This is a genomic window from Streptomyces sp. NPDC000134, from assembly GCF_042899225.1.
In the GTDB taxonomy this organism is placed as follows: Bacteria; Actinomycetota; Actinomycetes; order Streptomycetales; family Streptomycetaceae; genus Streptomyces.
This window is the reverse complement of sequence record NZ_JBIAZN010000023.1, coordinates 87759-106835: the sequence shown is the minus strand read 5'-3', so window position 1 is coordinate 106835 and position 19077 is coordinate 87759. Positions and strand designations below refer to the sequence as shown.

At 69.8% G+C, this 19077-nt stretch carries 17 protein-coding genes; 3 read left to right on the top strand and 14 right to left on the bottom strand.

All coding sequences use genetic code 11. The features are described from left to right. Window positions 1-8 precede the first annotated feature (8 nt). The 5 genes from ACFY32_RS28800 to ACFY32_RS28780 all read right to left on the bottom strand — a co-directional run bounded on the left by ACFY32_RS28800 (window position 9) and on the right by ACFY32_RS28780 (window position 6189). Window positions 9-1673 carry a fatty acyl-AMP ligase gene (locus tag ACFY32_RS28800; RefSeq protein ID WP_390675752.1) on the bottom strand — a complete coding sequence of 555 codons (1665 nt, stop codon included), beginning with the start codon at window positions 1671-1673 and terminating at the stop codon, window positions 9-11. Continuing rightward, on the bottom strand, window positions 1670-3196 hold the full coding sequence (locus ACFY32_RS28795; RefSeq protein ID WP_390675751.1) for a B12-binding domain-containing radical SAM protein: 1527 nt from the start codon (window positions 3194-3196) through the stop codon (window positions 1670-1672). The genes ACFY32_RS28800 and ACFY32_RS28795 overlap by 4 nt, the downstream gene beginning before the upstream one ends. After that, a complete protein-coding gene (locus ACFY32_RS28790; RefSeq protein ID WP_390675750.1) occupies window positions 3193-4500 on the bottom strand; it encodes a B12-binding domain-containing radical SAM protein in 1308 nt (435 codons plus the stop codon). The genes ACFY32_RS28795 and ACFY32_RS28790 overlap by 4 nt, the downstream gene beginning before the upstream one ends. A 358-nt stretch (window positions 4501-4858) precedes the next feature. Beyond that, window positions 4859-5935 carry a nucleotidyltransferase family protein gene (locus ACFY32_RS28785; protein WP_390675749.1) on the bottom strand — a complete coding sequence of 359 codons (1077 nt, stop codon included), beginning with the start codon at window positions 5933-5935 and terminating at the stop codon, window positions 4859-4861. A gap of 5 nt (window positions 5936-5940) precedes the next feature. Then, window positions 5941-6189 (bottom strand): hypothetical protein, encoded by a 249-nt coding sequence (locus tag ACFY32_RS28780; RefSeq protein ID WP_390675748.1) that lies wholly within the window; start codon window positions 6187-6189, stop codon window positions 5941-5943. Window positions 6190-6556: 367 nt separating this feature from the next. On the opposite strand from ACFY32_RS28780, the gene ACFY32_RS28775 reads away from it, so the two are divergent. Then, the gene (locus tag ACFY32_RS28775) at window positions 6557-7525 is read left to right on the top strand and encodes a nucleotidyltransferase family protein (protein WP_390675747.1); all 969 of its coding nucleotides are present in this window, start codon (window positions 6557-6559) and stop codon (window positions 7523-7525) included. On the opposite strand, the gene ACFY32_RS28770 is transcribed toward ACFY32_RS28775, so the two are convergent. Then, a complete protein-coding gene (locus tag ACFY32_RS28770) occupies window positions 7506-8093 on the bottom strand; it encodes a nucleoside monophosphate kinase (RefSeq protein WP_390675746.1) in 588 nt (195 codons plus the stop codon). The two genes, ACFY32_RS28775 and ACFY32_RS28770, sit on opposite strands and share 20 nt — an antisense overlap. A gap of 72 nt (window positions 8094-8165) precedes the next feature. Here ACFY32_RS28770 and ACFY32_RS28765 point away from each other — a divergent pair, with 72 nt between their 5' ends. Then, window positions 8166-8942 (top strand): aminotransferase class IV, encoded by a 777-nt coding sequence (locus tag ACFY32_RS28765; protein WP_390675745.1) that lies wholly within the window; start codon window positions 8166-8168, stop codon window positions 8940-8942. 25 nt (window positions 8943-8967) lie between these two features. Here the strand turns inward: ACFY32_RS28765 and ACFY32_RS28760 are convergent, their stop codons facing one another. From ACFY32_RS28760 to ACFY32_RS28735, 6 genes are all read right to left on the bottom strand, one after another. Continuing rightward, a complete protein-coding gene (locus tag ACFY32_RS28760) occupies window positions 8968-9984 on the bottom strand; it encodes an alcohol dehydrogenase catalytic domain-containing protein (protein ID WP_390675744.1) in 1017 nt (338 codons plus the stop codon). Between the two features lie 44 nt (window positions 9985-10028). After that, window positions 10029-10772: an SDR family NAD(P)-dependent oxidoreductase gene (locus tag ACFY32_RS28755; protein WP_390675743.1), complete on the bottom strand. Its 744-nt coding sequence runs from the start codon at window positions 10770-10772 to the stop codon at window positions 10029-10031. Further along, window positions 10769-11476 (bottom strand): dTMP kinase, encoded by a 708-nt coding sequence (locus ACFY32_RS28750; protein WP_390675742.1) that lies wholly within the window; start codon window positions 11474-11476, stop codon window positions 10769-10771. Before ACFY32_RS28750 ends, ACFY32_RS28755 begins: the two co-directional genes overlap by 4 nt. Beyond that, window positions 11473-13596, bottom strand: coding sequence for an aminotransferase class I/II-fold pyridoxal phosphate-dependent enzyme (locus ACFY32_RS28745; protein WP_390675741.1), 2124 nt, complete (start codon window positions 13594-13596; stop codon window positions 11473-11475). The genes ACFY32_RS28750 and ACFY32_RS28745 overlap by 4 nt, the downstream gene beginning before the upstream one ends. Next, window positions 13593-14759, bottom strand: coding sequence for a 3-dehydroquinate synthase family protein (locus tag ACFY32_RS28740; RefSeq protein WP_390675740.1), 1167 nt, complete (start codon window positions 14757-14759; stop codon window positions 13593-13595). Before ACFY32_RS28740 ends, ACFY32_RS28745 begins: the two co-directional genes overlap by 4 nt. 136 nt (window positions 14760-14895) lie before the next feature. After that, window positions 14896-15615 carry a hypothetical protein gene (locus ACFY32_RS28735; protein ID WP_390675739.1) on the bottom strand — a complete coding sequence of 240 codons (720 nt, stop codon included), beginning with the start codon at window positions 15613-15615 and terminating at the stop codon, window positions 14896-14898. A 116-nt stretch (window positions 15616-15731) separates the two neighbouring features. Between ACFY32_RS28735 and ACFY32_RS28730 the strand changes: the two genes are divergently transcribed. After that, complete coding sequence (locus ACFY32_RS28730) at window positions 15732-17135, top strand: SDR family NAD(P)-dependent oxidoreductase (protein WP_390675738.1); 1404 nt, start codon at window positions 15732-15734, stop codon at window positions 17133-17135. Window positions 17136-17222: 87 nt separating this feature from the next. On the opposite strand, the gene ACFY32_RS28725 is transcribed toward ACFY32_RS28730, so the two are convergent. After that, a complete protein-coding gene (locus ACFY32_RS28725; protein WP_390675737.1) occupies window positions 17223-18218 on the bottom strand; it encodes a phosphotransferase in 996 nt (331 codons plus the stop codon). Then, window positions 18215-19075, bottom strand: a complete 861-nt coding sequence (locus ACFY32_RS28720) for an SAM-dependent methyltransferase (protein WP_390675736.1) — start codon at window positions 19073-19075, stop codon at window positions 18215-18217. The genes ACFY32_RS28725 and ACFY32_RS28720 overlap by 4 nt, the downstream gene beginning before the upstream one ends. Window positions 19076-19077: the final 2 nt, after the last annotated feature.

Genomic DNA, 19077 nt, shown 5'->3' with positions numbered 1-19077 from the left:
CCCCATCGTCATACGTGTCGGCTGGGCGCGGTGAGCTGTTCCTCGATCATCTTTCGGCACAGATGGCGCTGGATCTTGCCGCTGGTGGTGCGCGGAAGCTTCGACCGGGCGATCCAGTGGAAGCCGACGCCGGCGATCCCGAACGCCTCCGCGAGGGCGCGGGTCACCCGGTCGGTGACGGCCTGCCGTTCGCCTTCCTCGGCGAGCCGCTCGTCGAGCAGCAGATGGAGCTGTTCGGTGGGCAGACTCCGGTCGGGGACGCCGACGGCCACGACGGCCGGGGTGCGCGGGGACTCGGTGACGGCTTCCACGAACCGCTCCAACTGGTCCGGGATGTAGTTGCGGCCGGCGATGATCACGAGGTCCTTGCGGCGGCCGGTGACGTAGACCTCGCCGTCGACCTGGTACCCGAGGTCACCGGTACGGTGATGGCCGTCCGGCGTCCTGAACGCGTCGTCGGTGCCGTGCTCGGGCCCCGCCAGATAGCCGTCGATGACACTGGGGCCGGCCACCTCGATCTCGCCGATCATCCGCTCGGGCACCGGTTCGCCGTCCTCGTCGACGATCCGCAGGCGGTGTCCGGGCAGCACCCGGCCGACGCACACCATGGCGACGCCGCGCGGGTCGTCGGCGGGCCGCGGCTCGGCATGCCCCTCGGCAGTGACGGCCTCGGCGTCCACCCGGTCCACGGCATAGGGGCGGTCCACGTCGGAGATGGTCACCGCCAGCGTCGACTCCGCGAGCCCGTACACGGGCAGCAGCGTCGTCTCGGGCAGACCGAACGGACCGAAGGTGTCCTGGAACTCGCGCATGGTGCTCTCGTGCACCGGTTCCGCGCCGCACAGGGCGACCCGCCAGCTCGACAGGTCCAGTCCGTCCGGCGGGCGGCGCCGCGCGACCCGCGCGCAGATGTGGAACGCGGAACTCGGCGCGGGCGACAGGGTTCCGCCGTACCGGCTGATCCAGTGCAGCCACGACATGGGGTTGCGCAGGAAGGCGACGGGGTCCGCGAGCACCATCGGGATACGGGCCTGGAGCGCGTACGAGATCCCGATCAGGCCCATGTCGTGGAAGAGGGGCAGCCAGCTCACCAGCAAGTCGTCCGGTCTGGCCCGGATCGCCTGGGCGATGGCACGGACGTTGGCGACGATGTTGCCGTGCCGGACCATCGCGAGCTTGGGGTCGCCGGTCGAGCCGGAGGTGGCCTGGAGATGGGCGAGCCCCTCCGGACCGACGCGCGGCGCGTCGAGGTCAAGGGCCGCGCCGCGCAGGGCCTCCGGTGTGGTGACCGGGGCCGGGAGGGCCTGCGCCAGGTCCGGGGGCGCGATGATCCGGCGGGCACCGGTGTGGTCGGCGAGCCTGCGCAGGTGCTGCGCGTAGCGCTCGCCGGCGCCGCCCCTCGGTTCCGCGGCGACGACCGGAACGACTCCGGCGTAGAGGCAGCCGAGGTACACGGCGAGGAAGTCGCGGGAGGTGGGCAGGACGAGGATGACCCGGTCGCCCTTGTGCAGGTCCTGGGCGCCGAGTCCGGCCGCGGTCTCGCCGAGCAGTCGGGCCATGTCCGCGCAACTGAGGGCGAACTCCCCCTCGTCCCTCTCGATCACCCGGAAGGCGAGCCGGTCCGGGGTGCGCCGGGCGCTGTCGAGCAGGGCGTGGACGACGGTCCCGGTCATCGCGCGTATCGCTTCACGAACTCGACGTCGCTGCGCTTGGACGACTTCGCCAGCCAGTCGCGGAGCTCTCCGTGACGTGTGTCGAAGTCGGCCTTCAGCAGGTCCTCCTTCAAAGCCCCGGACGAGGTGTAGTACGGCTTCTCCAGGTCCTCCAGGAAGCGGATGTGCTGTTCCATGCCGGCCCGTCCGCGGTCGACGCTGCGGGCATAGGACTTCAGGCGGGCCCGCCGCTGCGGGCGTTGCTCGATCTCGAAGGCCCGTTTGAAGAAGATGTCGTAGCTGTCGAGGATGCCCCGCTGGAGTGTGCTGGGGCGCATCCGGCGGGGGAAGATGCCGACGAAGGAGTAGTGCTGGTAGGTCGGGACCTCCATGATGATGCGGTGGTCCTCGACGTCCTGCCGGGCCCCGTACAGCAGGTCCTGGAAGGGGTATTCGGCCAGGCACACGAAGACCGGGTGCATGATGCGGGCCTCCGCGCACCACCGGGCGGTCGCCTCGATCGCCTGCCTGTCCTGGACGTCGAGGCCGAAGATGATGGCCGAGTGGATGGCGATGTCGTTCTCGGCGAAGCGCAGCAGCCGGCGTGTCTGTTCCGAGGGGTCGACGCGTTTGTTGAACGCTTCGAGGACGCTCGGGTCCTCCGACTCCACGCCGAGGCAGTACTCCTCGAATCCCGAGCGCTTCAGGTCGAGGACGAGATCCATGTCGTCGGCGTGGTTGACCCGGCTCATGGCGATGAACTTGTAGTCGCGGTCCCGGAAGGTCTCGGCGATCTCCCGGCAGTAGCTTTTGCGGGTGGTGAAGTTGAGGTCGGTGACGTAGAAGCGGTTGCAGCCGGTCTGTTCGTAGATGGCGTCCAGTTCCTCCCGGACGTCTTCTGCCGTCTTGGTGCGGAACTTCCGGCCGAGCAGACGGATCGCGTAGCAGAACGAGCAGTCGAAGGGGCAGCCCCGGGACATGGAGACGGTGGCCCAGTGCAGTTTGGGCGCGCGGGCCAGGAGCCTTGGGTCGATGGCGTTGGCGATGTTGCCGTACCGGGCGACCTGGCTGAGGACCAGCCGGCCCTCCGCGCCGATGTAGGCGAGGTTGTCGACCCCGGTGACCGGGTCGCCCGCCTCCAGCGCCCTGATCAGTTGGACGGTGGGGATCTCGCCCTCGGCGATCACCGCGTAGTCGGAGTAGCGCAGGGCCTCGTAGGGTGCGAACGCGGCGTGCGGACCGCCCATGACGACCACGCAGTCGGAGCGCTTGTGTCGTTTGATCAGCTCCAGCGCCTCGATGTTGGACCAGAAGTGGGTGGCGAGCGCCGAGATCAGGATGTAATCGTAGCCGTCGAGCGGGAAGTCCTCGGGCCGCTCGCCCCAGAACATCTGGCACATCTCGACGCGGGCATCGGGGAACTCCTGCTGGACGAAGGAGGCGACGTAGTAGATGCCGTCGTTGTAGGTCGTCGCCAGGGTGGACGCGTCGGGATACGCCTCGTGGAAACCGAGTTGGACGCAGAGGATGTTCAGTTTCCTCATGACGGCGATCCCGAGTGGCTGACCTGCCGCTCGGCGTGCCGGCGCGCGAGTTCGTTGCGGACCTTCGTCTTCATCTCCTGCTTCAGCCGGGCGGCGATGCGGTCCGGGTCGTTGACCCGGCGCTGCGCCCAGGCGAGCAGGTCGCGCGCTTCGGTGCGGTTCATGTTCGGGTGCTTCCACACCAGGTTGTACAGATCGTGCTTGCTGAGGTCCGGCTCGTCGATCAGGTGCTCCATCTGACGGTAGAGCCGGGTGCCGTGGAAGGGGGTCAGCAGCGTCAACTGGCAGGCGAACAACCCCTCTTGGCTGAGCTGCTCGATGTCGTACCGCATATCCTCGATGGTGTCCTCGGCGAATCCCACCATGAAGGTGCCCAGGGCGCGGCGGCCGTTGTCGATGAGCTCGCGGACGGTCTGCCGTACGTTGTAGACGTCGTCGCGTTTCTTCACGTCGGCGACGTTCTTGTCCCGGTAGGACTCGATGCCGACGATGGCGCCGTCCATGCAGCGGTCGGTGAGTTCCGGGATGCGGCCCCGGATCAGGTCGGCGCGAGTAAGGCAGATCCACGGCAGTTCACGCTCGGCGAGGGCGTCCACGACCTGCTCGGCCAGTTGGTTGGTGAGGAAGAAGCTCTCGTCGTAGATGATGACGTGTGCGACCTTGGCATCCCGGTACGCGTCGAGTGCCGCGTACGTGTCCTCCATGAAGATGGCTTCTTCTTTGGGATTGAAGATCGGGGTCGAACAGAAGGTGCAGCCGATGTTGCAGCCGCGCTTGGAGTAGAGATAGCCGACCGGGGAGCTCATTCCACGGAATCCGCTCTCCCCCAGCATGGCGGGGTGCCGCACACGCGGCAGCGGCTTGTCGTAGACGTACTGGTGGATCGGTGCCTCACCGGCCCCCTTCACCAGCCGGGTGAAGTACTGGTCGATGCCCGGCGAAAGCACGCCGTAGTTGCCCGCCCAGATCTCCGGTACGCCGGCTTCCCGGGCACACTTGGCCATCTCGATCGCGACCGGCGTGGACCAGGTGTAGAAGCTGAGGCCGACCATGTCCCAGTCCTCGGCGTGCAGCGCGTCGAGGTATTCCTGCCAGGTCGGGTATTCGAGGATCTCCACGTCCGGCACATTGTGCTTGATGAAGCGGAGTCCGGTCGGCGGGCAGGTGACCGATAATCGGTCTTCCAGGTCGACCGCACAGGTCCAGGCCATATAGGTGTCGGTGCGGTCGTACCAGTTTCCGCCGATGCCGTCGGGCTCGATCAGTGCTTCTTTCGGAGCTGTCGCCAGGAGCACTTTCTTCATCGCGTCCCCTTCGCTTCGATCATTCCGTTGCGCGTATCAGCAGCGTGAATGGCTTTGATTTCGGGAGTGCTCCGAATTTTTGACCCTAGGTTCGCGCCAACTCGGGAGTCAACCCGGAAGCAGCGTTACGGTCATGGGGGCCGCCAAATTCACGCCACCCTGTCACCGGTGTCCTCGCTCGCAGCGAGGATGATCCGCGGCGCGAATCCGCGATCACGGCAGCGTGCCGGTAAGGAGCAGGTGGTCCACGGATTCCCGGCCGGCGGCGCGTGCCGGGGGCGGGAGATCACCGGGTGAGATCCGGGGACTGTTGCGGCGCCCGGTCCAATGGCCGGATCGGGCGCATCGATTGCCTGGCTCAACTGGGGCGCGTGGTCTGTTTCACCGAGTGGGAGAGCGCGCCCTCAGGAGGGGACGCCGGCGTGAAGCCGCCGGCCGGGAACGCCTCCTGGAAGTCGAAGAGCTTCGCGAGCTGCCAGCCCCAGTCGCGGACCCGGCTGTCCGAGGACCGGTGCACCGCGGCGAGGGTGTCCGAGGGAATCCGTCCGGGCGCCACCTGGTCGCAGAAGCGCAGGAAGTACGAGAGCGTCGGGCCGAGCGCAAGCTCCTCGGCCATCTGTTCGACGACGTCCCATGCCACCTGACCGGCGGCGATCTCGGGGAGCGTGTAGGCGAACGGGCGCAGCGAACAACCGCCGTGAATGGCCACCTCGTTGTAGTACCGGCTGAGGTTGAGCCAGACATGGTCGGCCGGCGACAGTGTCTCCCCCACTCCTAGACCGCTGGGTACCGCGCGGTCGAAGAGCGGGGCGGGGTCCGCGTCCAGGGCGACGTTGTGGTGCACGTCGATCGCGGTGAGGATCACCGCGCGGTCCCCGAGGGCGTAGAGCGGGTGGGCGTGGTGGGCGCGCGCCGCCGCCACCACCTCCGGTTCGGTCACCTCGACGGTTCTCACGAACGAGGCGAGCTCGTAGTGGCGCAGCTCGGTCTCGGCCACCTCACGCACATCCCGGTCCCTTACGATTCCGTGCGCCGTGTCGAAAACGGCGTGGCGGAATCCGAGCCCGTACAGGACCGACTTGACCGTCTCGATCCGGTCGCGTTCCACCAGGATGTCCCCGTCTCCCATGAAGCCGAGGGAATGACCGGGGAAGTGCCGCGGGATCAGCTCGCCGCCTTTGAAGATGAGCGTGCGCACTCCGCTGCCTGTCAGGGCTTCCACGACCTGCCGCAGCGCCCGGAGCTGGTGCTGCCACACCGTGTCGTAGGCGGTCTGCCGCGCGTCGGCGTTCCCCGAGGACAGCGCGAGGAGCGAGTCGATGTTCCGCGACCGAAGAAACGACCGGACCTCCTCGTCACAGGGGCCGAAGTCCGGGTCGTGTCCGCGGTCGGCGCACCATCGGAGCAGGCGGAATGCGGCGTGGGCGTTCGACAACCCGCCTACTCCTTCACGGGCCGGTCCGCCCGGAGGGAAATCCTGGCCGAGACGGCCACCGTGCTGTCCTCCAGGTCCGACAGAAGACCGACGACCACCGATTTCGAACCCCTGACCGATACGGCGACGGAATCGGCGACCTCCGCGAGAGTGCCGCGGATCATCCGCACCAGCGCGGACACATCGGCTGAGTCGCGCAGCGACAGGCTCACGGAGACGGGTGATTCGGCGCGGATATCCGGGATCTCGGACATCACAGATCACTTCCTCGGACTTGGTGGAGCGCACAAGGACCGCCTCCAGACTATTGCACGGCCGTCGGATCGGCACTCCGTAGGACTCCTTCTCCTGAACGGCAACAACCCGTTCGGCCGTCCCTTGTGCCGTGCGCTCCGGCGATCCTAGGGTGATCGGATGGCTGAATTATCGGTACTTTCCGCTGTCGATCGAATCGATCTCGTTCGGGCGACCCTGGTTCCGTTTCCCGGTGTTTCGTCGGGCCACCAGCGTGACTGCTTTTCACGGATCGTCGACACCCACGGTCCGCTGACGGTCTTCGACTGTCTGAAGCGGCGTCGGATCGTCAACGCCGCATTGACGAGTCATGCCTGGCATCCCGTGGTGCGGGATGCCGACGGGCCCTTCCGGCTCTTCCGGCAGGCCGGTCTGGCGGTGCGTGAGCTGCACCGGGCCGAACTGGCGCGAATCGCCGGGCTGCTGCACGGCCGGGGAATCCCGGTGATCGCCTACAAGGGGCTGGCGCTGGATGTGCTGCTCCACAACACGGCCGCGCCCTCGTTGAGCAGTGACATCGACCTGCTCGTCCGGCACCGGAGCCTGTCCGAGGCACGGGACGGACTGGTCTCACTCGGCTACGAACCCGATCTGCGCATCGACAGCGGCAAGGTGCGGCGCATGCCGGCCCGGATCACGCGCATGACCGAGGAATCCCTCTACTCCTTCGGGCAGTTGATGCCGTACGAGAAGGTCGTCCCGATGCCGGAACTGGCGCCGTACGGGGCCCGGCTGCGCGCGCTGATGCCGCACAGATTCTGTTTCGTCGACGACCGGCTGCACTTCAAGCTCTCGGTCGATCTGCACTACACGCTCAACATGCTGACCGACGACGTCGGCACCCGCGTCAAGCCCTCCGAGGACGACTGGTGGGCCGGTACCCAGAAGATCCGGGTCGCGGACCGGGACGTGGCGACGCTGAGCGACCGCGTCCTGACCTGGACCCTGCTGCACCGCCTCTACGCCGACTGCATGCTGCTGGGCGACCCCAACATCAAGGCGCTCTGTCACCTCAAACTGCTCTGGCAACAGGGCCGGTTGAACACCGGAGACCTGCGCGAGGACGCCAAGCGCTTCCCGTACCTCGCGCCGTCCCTGTACTACGCGCTGAGGGCGGCCGGACAGATCTGCGAGATCGAGGTACCTGAACTGCCGGACCCGGAGAGCATCCGCAGCACGACCGCGCCGCTGATGAACCTGGGCGACTGTCTTCCGGCTTTCCTCGACGTGGGTGTCATGGCCGAGTTGGGACCGCACGGCGGGCCTGGCGACCAGCTCACGGTCCGTATGTTCTAGGCCAGCCGTCGGGCAGCGACTCCAGAATCCGCCGGGTCACCGAGGACTCGTCCGCGGTGGCGTCGACGGTCACGAGCGGCCAGCGCGCCGCGAAGCTCTGCACAAGGCGGGTCAGGGACGCCGTCTGATGGGCCAGCCGACGGGCCGCCGTCTCCTCCAGGTCGTCCGGCCGGTCCGAGGGGGCACTGCTCCTGCGGAGCCTGATCCGTGGCTCGGCCACGGCGGTGGGCAGTTGGAGGAGCACACCGAAGACAGGAGTCCCGGCGGCGAGAACGTCGGCCAGCACCGGCACGTGCCGTTCGTCGCGCGGGGACCCGTCGAGGACGAGCACGCTCGCCGGCACCTCGTCCCGTACGTACCGCAAAAACCGCTTGTACTGGGCGGGCGTGATGGGCGAACCGTCGGCCACGGTCGACCGCGCGTCCTCGTCCCCGGCCGCCGCGAGCGCCCGCAGCCGGTCGCCGACGGAGACCGAGACCCCGCCGACGCCACGCGCGACCGCCCGCGCCTGCGTGCTCTTGCCCGCGCCCGGCACACCGAGGACCGCGATGACAGGAGGGAAGGTCACCCGGCAGACGGTACCGGAACCGGAGCCGGTCGCGTGCTGTTCGGTGCCCCCACGTCTCGTTACGCTGGGATCATGCCTCCCATCGACTTGCCTCGCTACGAGATGGATGGCCGCAGGGCCACGGCCGAGGACCTGTTCGGGCCGGTGCTGAGGGCGTACGGGCACTTCACCGCGATGCAGGTCCGCGCCGGCCGGGTGCGGGGGCTGGCGCTGCACCTGGCGCGCCTCGACGCCGCCAACCGCGAGCTGTTCGGGGTCGGCCTGGACGGCGAGCTGATCCGCGACCGTATCCGGCACGCGCTCGGGGACGACGTCCGGGACGCCTCCGTGCGGGTGCAGGTATATCCGGCGGGCGGCGGCGACGCGACGACGGTCCTGGTCGCCGTACGACCACCCAAGGCAGCGCCGAACTCCGCCCGGCGTCTGGCATCCGTCCCCTATCAGCGGTCCGTCGCCGAGGTGAAGCACATCGGGGACTTCGGGCAGGCCTACTACCAGCGGCTGGCCCGGCGCGGCGGTCATGACGACGCCCTGCTGGTGGCCGCCGACGGGACGGTGTCGGAGACGGCCACCGCGAACATCGGCTTCTTCGACGGCGCGACGGTGGTGTGGCCCGAGGCTCCGCTGCTCGCCGGGATCACCATGCAACTGCTCGTCGCGCACGGTCCGGAGTCGGAGCGGCGTCCGGTGCGGGTAGCCGATCTTCCGTCGTTCGCGGGCGTGTTCGTGGCGAACTCACGGGGCATCGCGGCCGTGTCGCATCTGGACGGCATCGAGCTGCCCTCGGCCGCGGACCGCACCGAAGGCCTGATCGAGACGTACGAGGCCCTGACCGGGGACCTGATATGAAACGGCGAGGCGAGCCGCCGCACCCTCACTGGGTCATGTCGAGCACGACCTTGAGGGAATCGCGGGCTTCCGTCACCGTGGCGAAGGCCCGTTGCACCTCCGTCAGCGGGACATGGTGCGTGATCAGCGCCTCGGCGTCGACGGCACCCTTCTCCATGAGCTCCAGCCCGCGGGCGAGGTCGACGTCCCCGGCGCCGTAGCTGCTCACCATCGTCAACTCCCGGCGCCAGAAGAGCTGGTTGAGCGTGAGCGGCATCGGGGTGGCCGGGTCCGGGGCACCGAAAAGGAGGAGGGTGCCGTGGCGGGTGAGCGCGCCGGATGCCGCCACCAGGGCCTCCGGGGCGCCGGTGGCCAGGACCGCCACGTCCGCCGGCCTGCCGTCGTTGACGCGGCGGACCTCGCTGACGAGGTCGGCGTCGGTGTCGAGCACCAGGGTCGCCCCGGCGCGCGTGGCCGCCTGCCTGCGGTAGCCGGCCTTGTCCACGGCGACGACCCGGTCGACGCCCGCAGCCAGTGCCGTCCGGATGTGCAGCAGGCCGAAGACTCCGCAGCCCAGGACCAGGACGCAGTGGTGCGGTTCGATCCGGGCGAGGCACTGGGAGTGCAGGGTGCACGCCAGTGGTTCGGCCAGTGTGCCGGCCGGAAAGGACAGACCGGACGGCAGCGGGGTGAGCCCGCGCCGGGCCACCTCCCTCGGTACACGGATGTATTCGGCCATGCCGCCCGGTTCGATCTCCGCCTGCTGCTCGCAGACGGCGTGGTGGCCGTTCCGGCAGGCGTGGCAGGTGCCGCAGGGGATCTGGTTGCGGACCACGACCCGGTCCCCCACCGCCCACGCGTCCGTCCGTGACTCGGCGACAACTCCGCTGATCTCGTGGCCGAGGATTCGCGGGCTCTTGGGCACGCGGAACCACTCCATCACGTCGCTGCCGCAGATTCCGCTCGCCACCACGCGCACGAGGACTTCCCCGTCCTCGACGACCGGGCTCGGGAACGACTCGACGCGGACCGTGCGATTGTCGTAGTAGCGGGCGATACGCATCGCCGGCACCTCCTTGGTATGGGCGGGACGGGCGGTGCCGGGCCTCACGCGCGGGCCGCTTCCCAGCGGCCGTCGCTGTCGACGGTGACGAGCATCCCGTCGAACCGCTCGCCGAGATCCGTCAGTGCCGTGCGGACGAACGGGGCGAAAACGGTCGGCGGGTCATACCCCTCGAAGGCGTATCCCGGTGGTCTGCGTGCCGCCAGGCCCGGGGTGGCGACCTGGTTGCGGGGCATCACCTGCACCACGGACACGTTGGTGTCCCTCAGCTCCTCGGCGAGTGCCCGGAAGAACGCCAGCGCACCCGCTTTGGAGGCCGCGTAGTGGGCCCGGCCCGGTGCGGACCCGAGTGCCGCGACCGAGCTGACGGAGAGAATCAGCGCCCTTGGTCTGGCGAGGAGTTCGGGAAGTACGGCGCGGACCGGGACGAACTGTCCCCGGAGGTTGACGGCCATCACCTCGTCCCACTCCTCCAGCGCCGTCGCGAGCACCGGGTGCCGGGGGCCACGGCCGTACGACACGGCGCTCAGGACGAGCCCGTCGAGCGGTTCGGGGACGCGCCCGCGCCAGCCGCGGATCGCGGCGTCCGTGGCGGACGCGTCCGTCAGATCGGCCTCGATCCGGTCGACGAGGGGCTGCCGGGCCAGTTCCGCCCAGGCCCGGTCGGCGGAGGACGGCCGCCGCCTCGACAGGACAGCGACCCTGCGTCCGGACGAGGCGATCGTCGCGGCGATGGCGGCGCCGATCCCCCTGGACCCGCCCGTGGTGAGGATCGCCCCGGGGGTCACGGACGGCCGCCTCGCCGCCCGGCCGGCCTGCGGCCCTCCTCCAGGTGGGCCAGACAGGCAGCGAGCACCTCCTCGGGCGAGCCCCTGGAGTCGATCGGCACCATGTGGTTCGCCGCCGCCAGCTCCAGCAGCAGCCGCTGAAGCTCCCCGTACTCCAGCGGGTCGAAACCCACGTCCGCCTCACCGGGCCGCGAGCGCAGCCGCCGCGCCGCGGTCTCCGGTTCGCTCCACAGGACGAAGGAGACGTCCGGCTGGATCAGCCTGCGGCACAGGTCGATGAACCAGACGTCACGGAAGAGCGCGTCCAGGACCGTCCGGCGCATCTCGGGCAGACGGAGCAGCAGGGTGCCGAAGGACGACAGTGCGTAGCGGTCGGTGATGACGGTCCGGCCCTCGCGGAGGGCGGGCGCGATGACGGCATGGCAGTGCTGAATCCGGTCGACCATGTACGTGACCTCGAAGGCCACGGGGTCCACCAGATCCGTGCGGCCCTGGTCGCGCAGGAGCCGGAAGAAGGAAGTCTCGCGCATCTGGGTGGTCGGCAGCCGCGTCGTGAGCACGGGCACGCCCGCCGACGTCAGACGGTCGCGCAGGGACGCCGTGAGGGTGGTCTTGCCGGAGCCGTCCAGGCCGTCGACGGTGATCAGCCTGCCGGGTCCCGGGCTCGGCGCGAAGGGAAGTCGGGGGGCGTCGCGCCAAGTCATTCGGTACGCCACCCGTCCGGCCCGAAGAACTCCCGCACCGCCGACACCACCGCGCCCAGCTCCCGGTCCCCGAGATCGGGGCGCAACGGCAGGCACAGCAGATGGTCGGCGAGATGCTCGGCGACCGGGAAGGCGCCCTCGCCCCGGCCGAGTTCGGCGAAGGCGGGTTGCAGATGGATCGGACATGGATAGCGGACCACGGCGTCGATGCCCCGGTTCTGGAGATGCGCCAGCAGGTCGTCGCGCCGGTCCGTGTACATCTGGAACAGGTGGTACACGTGTTCCTCGCCCGGCGTCTGGAAGCCGACCGGCAGCCCGGCGAGCGCGGACCGGTACTCGGCCGCCCGCTGTGCGCGTGCCTCGTTCCAGCCGTCGAGGAACGGGAGCTTGTGATGGAGGACGATGGCCTGCAGTGCGTCCAGCTTGGAGTTGTGCCCCTGCTCGCTGTGCACCTTGCGCCGGCGCTGACCGAAGTAGCGCAGGCCACGTATCCGTTCGGCGAGTTCGGAGTTGTTCGTCGTGACCATCCCGGCGTCACCTGCCGCGCCGAGGTTCTTGCTCGGGTGGAAGCTGAAGCATCCGATCGCCCCGATGGAACCCACCCGTCGACCGTCCACGCACGCCCCGACGGCCTGCGCGCAGTCCTCCACCAGCGGGAGATGGTGGCGTTCGCACACCTCGGCGACCCGTGCCAGATCCAGCGGGAGCCCGAAGAGGTGAACGGCCACGACGGCCTTGGTGCGGAAAGTCACGGCCGCGTCCAGGGCGGCGGTGTCCATCAGGTAGTCGTCGGGGCGGGCGTCGACCAGCACGGGGGTGGCACCGGCACGGATGATCGCCAGCGCGGTCGCGTGGAAGGTGTTGGCCACGGTGATCACTTCGTCGCCGGGGCCGATGCCGAGCGCCTCCAGGGCGAGTATCAGGGCGTCGGTCCCGCTGTTCACCCCGAGCGCGTGCCGGCAGCCGATGTACTCGGCGAAGGCTTCCTCGAATCGCGTGACCTCCGGCGAGAGGATCGCCTCACCGGACAACAACACGCTCTCCATCTCGGCGAGGACGGGCGTCAGGACCGGGGCCATCTCGAACCGGCTGTTGGTACGGGCTACGGCCACCTCGGACACGCCCGCCGGGAACCGCCTCAACGGTATGCACTCCCCCAGCAGTCGCTGAAGCCGCTCGTCCCCGGGCAGCAGTGCGGCCATTTCCCGCACGGCGGTCAGGGTGGTGCCGGGCAGGGGCCGTACCGAGGCATTCGGCAGGGCCCTCGCGAGCCGTTGCTCGAACCCGGTGCGCAGCAGGGACGGTTCGCCCAGCAGGGTGGAGCCGACGAGCAACACCTCGTGGGAGCCGCCCAGTTCGGCGCGCTCGGCCACGGCCCGTGCTCCGGCGACCAGTTCCTCCGCCGCGCGCTCCACGATGCCCCGGGCGCAAGCGTCCCCTTCCTGTGCGGCGCCGAGCACGAAAGGGGCGAACGAGCCGATGAGCACCTTGGGTTCGGCGGAGCCGTATACGAGATCGAACAGCTCTTCCTGGCCGACGTCCCGCCAGTGCCGTACCGCCTCGGTCAGCCGGGTGCGGGGACCGCGCCCGTCGGTGTCCCGGACGGCGGCGCGCAGACCCTGGAGGCCGATGTCGAAGCCGCCGCCCTCGTCGGCGAGGAGGTAGTCCTTGCCGGAGGCTCGGGCGGTCAGGCCCTTGGCGATGTTCACGGCGCCGAATCCGGTGCCGGTGCCGCAGACGACGACCACCCGGTCGGTGGCGTGTCCGTCGTGCACCAGCAGGGGGCCGATGTCGTTGGTGACCCAGACGTCCGCGGCCTGGTGGAGCAGCGAGGAGGGCAGGTCCAGCAGTCCGGTGGCGAAGTCGTCGAGGGCCTTGCGGGTCGAGGCCGTGGACAGGCACAGCCAGGCCGAGTCCAGGTCGCCGGCGTCCGCGGGCCGGCGCTGCCACGCCGTACGCATCAGGTCGTCGAGGTGGGCGAGGGCTCGGGCCCGTCCCACGCTGCGAGGGTTGCAACTGGGCCCGTCGCACTGCACGCACGGGGTGTCGTCCCCGTCGCGCCACAGGGCGACGCGGGTCGTCGTGCCGCCGCCGTCGACGAAAAGCCGGACGGCACTCACCGTCGGCCGGCCGTCACTCGCGGGGGAAAGGTCCGCGCCACGGCGGTCAGCGCGTCGGCCGCCGCCGTGAACTCACCGTACGAGACCTCGTCGACGACCACGCACTCGCCGATCGAGACAGGGAGCACCTCGTTGAGCACGCCATTGCGTATCCGGCGGATGACGTCGATCTCCGCCCAGGTGGCGGCGGTCTGGGAGGAGGGCAGCGCGATCTGGAGGCCGCACTGGGCCAGGCAGGCCATGATGCGGTCCTCGGTGCCGGCGTCGCACAGTCCGCGGTGCCGGCTCATCATCGTGGCCAGTGCGATGCCCACGGCTATCGCCTCGCCGTGGCGGTACACCTCGAACCGGGTCGCCGCCTCCAGCGCGTGCCCGAAGGAGTGGCCGAGGTTGAGCAGTCTGACCAGGGACCGTTCGAAGGGGTCGTCCTTGAGGAGGTGCATCTTGTAGGTGGCGGCGTCGCGCGTCACGGCGGTGAGCGCGTCGATGTCGTAGGGGGTGCCCGTGTCCAGCTTCTCCAGCTTGTTGAAGAGCGGTTGATGGAGGATGCCCACCTTGATCGCCTCCGCCAGCCCGCCCCGGATCTCGCGCGGGGGCAGGGTGCCCAGCAGTTCGGGGTCGATCAGGACGGCCGCGGGGTGGTAGAAGCCGCCGAGGAGGTTCTTGGAGCCGTTGTGGTCGATGCCCGTCTTGCCGCCGATGGCCGCGTCGAGCTGGGCCACCAGCGAGGTCGGGACATTGATGTACGGCAGCCCGCGCATGACGACCGACGCCACGAACCCGACGGAGTCGACGACGACCCCTCCGCCGAGCGCCACCAGCACCGAGCGCCGCTGCACGCCCCGGGCCAGCAGCGCCTCGATCACGCTCTGGAGTACGGGCCAGGACTTCGATGCCTCACCGGAGGGGATGATGATCGGTTCCGCCCGGACGCCGCTCGCGCGGAACACGTCGAGGGTGCGCCGCAGCAGCACGTCGGCGACGTCGGTGTCGGTGATGACGAACGTGGAGTCGGTCAGGCCCAGTTGTTCCGTCAGCGCGGGCAGAGCGGCGAGCTTGCCCGCGCCGATGATCACCGGGTACGTGTCCTGGCGTGTCACCGCGACGGAGAGCGTTCCGTCGGGGTCCTCACGTAAGTCCAGCGTCCCGTGTCCCAGTGGCATCGGCTGTCTCCTCCTCGTGACTGACGTTGCTTTTGGTCGTTACGAGCGCGGCTGACGCATACTGAATCAACCGACCGGTTTCATCAGTCCCGTCGACTCATTACTCGCCAGCCCAGGGGACCGGGAATCGAGCGCGTCAGATGACGTCCGCCTCTTCGAGCATGGTGACGAACGCGCGGTACTCGTCATCGCTCAGCCTCCGAGAAGCGAGCACATCCGATGTCTCGTTGGCCCGGCCGAATTTCCACAGGTAACTGTGGCTGTCCGGTTGCAGTTGAAGCGCGCAGGGCTTCTGGGCGGGGCCGCGGCAGAAGACCGAGAAGGCGGTCTCGTCGGGCATGGCCGTCTTGTGGATCGTGGAGTGGTGGAGCGTGTAGGAGCTTCCGGCGCTCTGCACGGTCGCCAGCGCGGGCCGGAGCCCGACGGTCGCCAACTCCCCCACGGACGCACCCTCGTGGGTGCCTTCCGGCTGGTCCAGGGTCCACAGCGGGCGCCCCGGTTCGGCGTCCTCGGGCCGTTCCAGATCGAAGATGGTGTGGACGTAGGACCCCGCCAACAGCGCGGAGGAGAAGGAGAACCGGTGGTTGTGCGGGATGTCCTCCAGGCCCTTGGTGAAGCGGTGGAGTCGAATCCGCAGCCCTCGCTCCAGGCCGTCGTACAGTACTATGTACGTGAGTTCGAAGTGTTTTTCGGCGAGCGGACGCAGGTGTTCGTCCTGTTGAGCCTCCCTCACCATCCGCCGTAACAGGGCCCGGTCGGCAGCCAGGTGTCGCACGATCTCACCGGAGATCCGGCTCGCGCTGTCGAAGTCGTTCCAGTCGATCGATATGTGGTCGAGCCAGTCGGATTCACTCATGGAATCGTCCTTATGTCTCGGTTCACCGACGTACTGTTCCACCATAGGGTCACCTTCTTGGTGCGGCCATGAAACGGCCCTCTCAGCCCCACGAGGGCGCCGGAATCGTTTCGATAATGGCCGACGAACCCCTCATCGCGCCCCTGTCCGCCGCGTTCGACGGCGAGGTCCGCACCACCCTGCCCGAGCAGGGCCCGGTGCGTGCCGTCGTGGTGGGGGCTTCGCTGACCATGGCGGACGGCGATGAGCTGCGCTGTGTCGCGGCGGCCGCGCGGCGCGCCCGTAAGGCCGCCCGAGCGCTGGCTGCACGGCGTGGCGGGATTCTGGTCTGCGTTCTGCTGCTGCCCCGGGACGCCGTCGAAGCCGGCCGGCCACCTTGCGAGTCATTGTCTGGATTCGTGCGCTCCGCTGCGGCCGAACTGTCGTTCTACGGCGTTTCGGTCTGCGGTGTGCTGCTGAGCGAGGGGGCCGACGGGGCGCGGCTGGTCCGGATGGTGACACAGCGGCCGTCGGTCGCGGCGGGCCAGGTGTTCCTGGTCGGCGGCGGGACGGTCAGCCGGGTCGCGCCGCCGACGGTGGAGCGTGAGCTGTTGCACGCGGCCGGGCCACCGAGCTCGGCGCAGGTGGCTCAGGCGTTCGGGGCGGCGGGCGGGCACGAGATGGCGGGCCGGGTGGTGATCGTGACCGGTGGAGGCGGCGGGATCGGGCGGGCCGTGGCGGCCGGGCTCGCCGCGGAGGGCGCGACCGTCGTCGTGGCCGACCTCGGCTGCGACCCGGACGGACGGGGCCGGGATGCGGCTTTCGCCGAGGACATCGCACGCGAGATCAACCGGCGGGGCGGACATGCCGTCGCCGTCTGCGCGGATGTCTCACGGCCGGACGAGTGCCGGGACCTGGTCTCCGACACCGTGCGCGCCTTCGGCCGGGTCGACGCGCTGTGCCACGCGGCCGGTGTGGTCCGCCAGGCGCTGGTCCAGGAGGCCACGGACGAGGACTGGGACGCCGTACTGGGCGTCCATGCCGCAGGCGCGCGGCACCTGGCCGAGGCATGCATCGTCCCCATGCGCGAGCGGGGCCACGGCCGTGTCGTGCTGTTCTCCTCCCGCTCGGTCACGGGCTCGCCCGGTCTGAGCACGTACTCGACGGCCAAGGGGGCGGTGCTCGCCTACGGGCGCGCCCTCGCCGACGAGTTGGCGGGCAGCGGAGTCCATGTCAACGTCGTGCTGCCCAGCGGCAGGACCAGGGCCTCGGCGCCCCGGGCTCCGAGCGCCCGCCGCCGCCGGATCGAGCTGATGCGCGCCCGCCACCACGGCATCGCCGACCCGGTCGCCTACCGCAACGCGCCGGAGCAGGACCCCGAGAACAACGTGGCGGCGATCATCTGGCTGTGCGGCCCCGGGGCGGGGAACGGGCTCCTGGTCGGGACCGGTGGCCGACGGGTCGAGCTCTATCGTCCGGGGGCCGTCGAATGGTCGCTTCCCTTGTCCGAGATGCTGACCCCGGAGGACATCGCTCCGTAGGACCACCGGGACGACCGCCTCGTACCAGCCGTCCCTCAGCCCGGAGCGCGGACCCGGGGCGCACGACACCATGACCGGACCGCTCGCTCATCGCCTGGGTCCTGGCCCTCTCAGGAGGCCGTGGTCGGCAGCCGCCGCAGCGACTCTCCCGAACATCAGCTCACTGAAGGCGTTCGCCTCGGTGTCCGGCCCGCGGGACAGGGCGTACGAGGTGTTCATGAACGCCGTCCAGACGATCCCCCTGCGGAACTCGTCGAGTCCGACACCTCCGTAGGTGTCCAGCAACTCGGCCTCATGACCGCGCCGTACCTCGGGCGGCAGTCCCATGACGACGAGCCGAGCCACGTCCAGGCCCGCGTTCCCGCGCTGCACGAGCTGCCAGTCGACGAGCACGGCGTCCGGGGACGCGGGCAGGAGCACCTGGTCCATATGGAGGTCGCCGTGCACCACGGTCCTGGGGCTCTCGGCCACCCGGGCGAAGAACTCGTCCTGCCCTTCGCTCAGTCCGGCGAGCAGGGGCAGCACCGAACGCCCGTGCACCAGGCGCCCCCGGGCGGCGGCTCGGGCGATCCGGTCCAGCTCGAACCGCGTGTAGCGCCGGACCCGCGGGCCGTGCCAGTCGGGCAGCCACGGCACTCGGTCGGCGCCGGCCGCCCAGCGCGCGTGCAGGCCCGCGATGGTTCGCAGGGCCCGTCGTACGTCCGTGACGGAGCTGTGGGCGTTGTCGCCGGGCCGGGCCTCGCCGAGGTCCTCCAGGAGCAGCACGAAGGCGTCGGTGCCGGGGTCGTAGGAGCTGTGGTGCATCCTCGGCACGCTCGGCCCGCAGTCGCCGGCGAGGTCCCGGTAGAACATGACCTCCCGCTGGTAGGCACCGGATTGGCGGGCGACACGGCGGATGCGGGCATGCCGGGACGGCCACTTGGCGAAGACCGTCCGCCGGGTGCCGTCCGTTTCCCGGATGCGCACCCGGGCGCTCTCCGCCATCCGGCCCGGCCGTGCCACCGGGTCGACGCGCAGGACGCGCTCCAGCCGGAAGGCCGTCGCGAGGGCGGCCCGGACCGGCGCCGGGAGGCCGTGGGTCATGTCCCGTCGTCCGGCACTCGCGCGCTCACCACGTCCAGCCGCATGGTCCGGTCGTCGATCAGCCGGCGGAAGAGCCGGAAGTAGAGGCGGTACCAGCGGTAGACGTCCCGCCCGGTCAGCTCGGTCAGTTCCGCCTTCCGGCGCTCGCAGTTGTCCACCCACCCCTCCACCGTCCTCTGGTAGTCCGCCATGGACAGCGGCACCACCCGCTCGACCTCGAACCCCGCCTCCCGCAGCAGCTCGGTCTCCCGGTCGAGGGTGACGTAGTGGCCCTCCTCGTCCACGACCAGGCGTCCTCCGGCCTCGCGGCCCTTCTTGCGTACGTCGTCCAGGGCGGCCAGCGCCCGGCTCGCGCGGGACGCCGACGCGTCGGCCGAGCGCAGGTGCATCTCCTCGTTGAGCAGGACCCCGCCGGGCCGCAGCCACTGCCTGGCGCGGACGAAGTAGTCGAGGAGGCTGGGGAAATGGACGACGACGCCGGTCGTCATCACGGCGTCGAACGGTTCGTCCGCCTCGAAGTCCTGCCAGTGGCTCGGCCGGAACTCCAGGGGCACGCCGTGCCGCCGCGCCCGCCGGCCGGCGTAGGCACACTGCTGCGGGACCAGGGAGATCCCGACGCCGGTGACGCCGTACCGGGTGGCGAGGTAGGTGAGCGAACCGCCCCAGCCGCAGCCGACGTCGAGGACCCGGGCACCGGGGCGCAGGTGCATCTGTTCGGCGAGCAGGTCCAGTTTGGCCTGTTGGTTCTCGGTCTCCGTGGCGTGGCCGAGGATGTGGGAGGAGTACAGGTGCCACTCCCCGCCGAGCACCCTGGTGAAGAACTCCGTCAGCTCCGCCGTGTCGCTCGGGCTCCCCATGC